This window comes from Aquidulcibacter sp. (assembly GCF_049239865.1).
In the GTDB taxonomy this organism is placed as follows: Bacteria; Pseudomonadota; Alphaproteobacteria; order Caulobacterales; family Aquidulcibacteraceae; genus Aquidulcibacter.
This window is the reverse complement of record NZ_JBMLTR010000179.1, coordinates 1-2,521: the sequence shown is the minus strand read 5'-3', so window position 1 is coordinate 2,521 and position 2,521 is coordinate 1. Positions and strand designations below refer to the sequence as shown.

Sequence of the window (2,521 nt, the reverse complement as noted above, 5' to 3'; positions counted from 1 at the left end):
TCTTTGGGTTTCGCCCGATTCGGGGGCGCTTGGCTCTAACACTGAAATTGCCAAAGCGAGCGAGCTTTACCAGCTGGCCCCGTTCTAGGGTTTTGGCCAAATGCTCCAACATGGATTCCAGCAAATCTGAACAATCATTCCGCGACAAACCTACTTCACGCCCTAAAGCGTCAATTAAATCTGCGCGAGTTAGCGTTTTACCCACGTCTTGCCCCCCTCATTGGCTTTCCCGAAGTCCGCCCACTTTGTGGTGCGTCCATCCGGTCTCCCTATTAGCTACAATCGCATTAAACCCCTATTTTACAATACGTCCAGTCCCCTTACAGCCGGATAAGCGACGCACCCCATGTAAAACCGCCACCCATGGCTTCTAAAAGCACCAAATCACCCTTTTTGATGCGGCCATCTTGGCGTGCGACCTCAAAAGCCAGCGGAACGGAGGCCGCAGAGGTGTTACCGTGCAGGGTAACTGTCGTGATCACTTTGTGCTCGTCCAAGCCCATGCGGCGGGCGACGCCTTCCAGAATTCGGCGGTTAGCCTGATGGGGCACGAACCAGTCAATATCGGCAACCTCAACACCAGCTTTCGCGCAACATGCTGCAATTGCTTCAGAAATATTGCCAACCGCGTGGCGAAACACGGCTTGGCCCTGCATTTTGAGCTTGCCAATACGGCCGCCTTGGGAGGCCCCGCCGTCAACATAGAGCAAGTCAGCGTGACGACCGTCGGCCCGCAGCGCATGAGCGAGGACCCCGCGACCACCCGCTTCTTCGACTGGTACAGCCCCGATAATCATCGCCCCAGCCCCGTCACCGAATAGAACGGCCGTTGTGCGGTCAGACCAATCCAAGATGCGGGAAAATGTTTCTGCCCCAATCACCAAGGCCGTCTTGGCCTGGCCCGTCTGCACCATGGCATCGGCAACCGACAGCGCATAAACGAATCCAGAGCAGACCGCTTGCACGTCAAAAGCAATGGCCACCGGAATGCCCAGTTCTGCTTGGATTAAGGTCGCGGTGGCGGGAAAGGTGCGATCGGGCGTTGAGGTCGCACAAACGATCAAGTCAATGTCGGCAGGGCTGAGTTTAGCGTCTGCCAAAGCACGACGAGCCGCTTCGGTACCCAAAGTCGCTGTCGTCTCTAGCGGCCCAGCCACCGCGCGTTGGGCAATCCCGGTCCGTTCTTGAATCCAAGCATCGCTGGTTTCGATCATGGTTTCGAGTTCGGCATTGGTCACAATGCGCTCTGGCGTCATCGCGCCACTACCCAGAAAGACCGACCGCATCAGGCCTGAACCGTATGCCATCGCGCTTAAGCCTCCTCGACCGCAGCAGCGGGTTGCACGGGCGTTTGCGCCGCAGCGCGTGCCGCAGATAGGCGCAATAAATTATCGGCCACTTGGGTCATATAAGAGCTCGACGCCAAGCGCGCGCCCACGGCCATCGCATTGGCAAACCCACGCGCATCGGTGCCGCCATGGGATTTGATGACGAGACCATTGAGGCCCAGAAACACCCCGCCATTAGAGCTGCTGGGGTCCATCCGATCTTTCAGCTTTTTCAGCCCCGAAGAAGCCAAGAGCGCCCCCGCCATCGCAAGCGGGCTTGAGGTCAGGGCCTCTTTCAAAAACGCACCAACCAGACGGGCTGCCCCTTCGGCAGTCTTCAAGGCAATATTGCCAGTGAAGCCATCGGTGACAACCACGTCCGTCTTGCCCATCGAAATATCATTGCCTTCGACAAAGCCATGGATATCAAGGTTCAGACTGGCACCATAGAGACGTAACAAGCGCATGGCTTCGCGAATATCTTCATGGCCCTTCACCTCTTCTGAGCCGACATTCAGGAGACCTATCTTTGGCCGCTCCAACCCATAAAGCGCCTTGGCAAAAGCCTCGCCCATAATGGCAAAGTCCACCAATTGATCGGGATCTGAATCCACGTTCGCGCCCACATCCAACACGACGCATTGCCCCTTGGGCGTAGGCCACGAGGCTGTAATCGCGGGGCGGTGCAGCCCCTCCATCGTGCGCAATTGCAAATGCGCAACAGCCATCAAAGCGCCCGTATTACCAGCCGACACGACAGCTGCAGCCTCGCCAGCCTTCACCGAGGCAATGGCATTCCACATGCTGGTGCCCTTCTTGCGCATGGCTTGGCTGGGCTTGGCATCCATCGGAACGATGTCCGGCGTGTGGCGCACGTCGCTGGCGGCTTTTGCAGCAGGCAAATCTGCCAACAGGCGGTCTAAGGCAGCTTGATCGCCATGCAGGATAAAGCGGGCTTTCGGGTTGTCCTGCGCAAATTGATTCACTCCGGCAAGGATTGAATCTGGTGCGTGATCCCCGCCCATGGCGTCGATCGATAGCATTAAGCCATGTGTCATCCCGTCTCCTTGGGCGTTTGCCCCTGCGCCTATAGCCGACCGAACCAGTCAGCGCTGCGAGGCGGCATTACCCACCAAACTGGCGAAACTCCATGACATTATTCAGACGATTCTGGTTAAATCGCTGCAGTTTCC

3 protein-coding genes are annotated in these 2,521 nt (G+C 57.3%); all 3 read right to left on the bottom strand.

Going from position 1 to position 2,521, the window contains the following annotated elements; translation table 11 throughout:
• Positions 1-205, bottom strand: a 205-nt coding sequence (locus ACOVRA_RS12835; RefSeq protein ID WP_421720639.1) for an HU family DNA-binding protein, incomplete at its 3' end; no start/stop codon positions are given.
• A gap of 115 nt (positions 206-320) precedes the next feature.
• The gene (locus ACOVRA_RS12830; protein ID WP_421720638.1) at positions 321-1,307 is read right to left on the bottom strand and encodes a beta-ketoacyl-ACP synthase III; all 987 of its coding nucleotides are present in this window, start codon (positions 1,305-1,307) and stop codon (positions 321-323) included.
• Positions 1,308-1,312: 5 nt separating this feature from the next.
• Positions 1,313-2,386: a phosphate acyltransferase PlsX gene (gene plsX / locus ACOVRA_RS12825; protein ID WP_421720637.1), complete on the bottom strand. Its 1,074-nt coding sequence runs from the start codon at positions 2,384-2,386 to the stop codon at positions 1,313-1,315.
• Positions 2,387-2,521: the final 135 nt, after the last annotated feature.

Coding starts and splice junctions, on each gene's coding strand:
- ACOVRA_RS12830 (WP_421720638.1), bottom strand. CDS start 1,307: ATGGCATACGGTTCAGGCCTGATGCGGTCGGTCTTTCTGGGTAGTGGC.
- plsX (WP_421720637.1), bottom strand. CDS start 2,386: ATGACACATGGCTTAATGCTATCGATCGACGCCATGGGCGGGGATCAC.